Genomic DNA, 1,002 nt, shown 5'->3' with positions numbered 1-1,002 from the left:
TGATGAAAAAGGTGCTGAAACAAAAGGCAACTACAAACAAGGTGTAAAACAAGAAATAACTTACGTTTATGAAAAAACAGAAGCAGAATTGACACCATTAACACCAGCAGAAGAACCAGGTTCATTCATCGAACACCATATCTATATCACAAAAGATAAAGATGGAAAAGAAACTTCTAGAAAAGTTGAAGATGGTAAACTTCAAGAAGGTTACAAAGATCAATCTTACACAACTGGTAAAGTTGAAAAAGATGGCTTCAAATTTGTAAGAACTGAAAAGCCTGTTAATGAACCAACATTTGATGAAAAAGGTGCTGAAACAAAAGGCAACTACAAACAAGGTGTAAAACAAGAAATAACTTACGTTTATGAAAAAACAGAAGCAGAATTGACACCATTAACACCAGCAGAAGAACCAGGTTCATTCCAAGAACATCATATATATGAAGTATACAAAGATGGTAAGTTAGTTGAACGTTCAGAAATTACTTTAGAAGAAACTACAGGAACATCAAAAGAATATTTCACAACTTCAGCGAAACCAAATGGAACAAAAGATCAACCAAAAGAAGGATTTAAGTTAGTTAAAGAATTAATATCTAAATCTATTGGTGTAGAATCTCACTTAACTGGTGAAGAAATTAAAGAACATTATAAAAATAATGAAAAATTAGAAGTAAGATATGTTTATAGAAAAGATATAACTACTCCTACTACACCAGAAATACCATGGACTCCATTGGAACCATCTGAACCTGTAACTCCAGTTGAACCAGGCAAACCAGAAACACCTGAACAACCAGGTACTCCAGAACAACCAGGTACTCCAGAACAACCAGGTACTCCAGAACAACCAGGTACTCCAGAACAACCAGGTACTCCAGAACAACCAAGTACTCCAGAACAACCAAGTACTCCAGAACAACCAAGTACTCCAGAACAACCAAGTACTCCAGAACAACCAAGTACTCCAGAACAACCAAGTACTCCAGAACAACCAAG

The 1,002-nt window shown here is 35.4% G+C and carries 1 pseudogene; it reads left to right on the top strand.

The annotated features are described in order from the left end of the window. Nucleotides 1-1,002 (top strand): annotated as a pseudogene (locus ACU68W_RS09210) (hypothetical protein); the annotation flags it as partial.

The organism is Finegoldia sp. P2-F-LR (assembly GCF_052932265.1).
The sequence above is the reverse complement of the archived record's forward strand: the minus strand, read 5'-3'. Positions and strand labels throughout refer to the sequence as shown.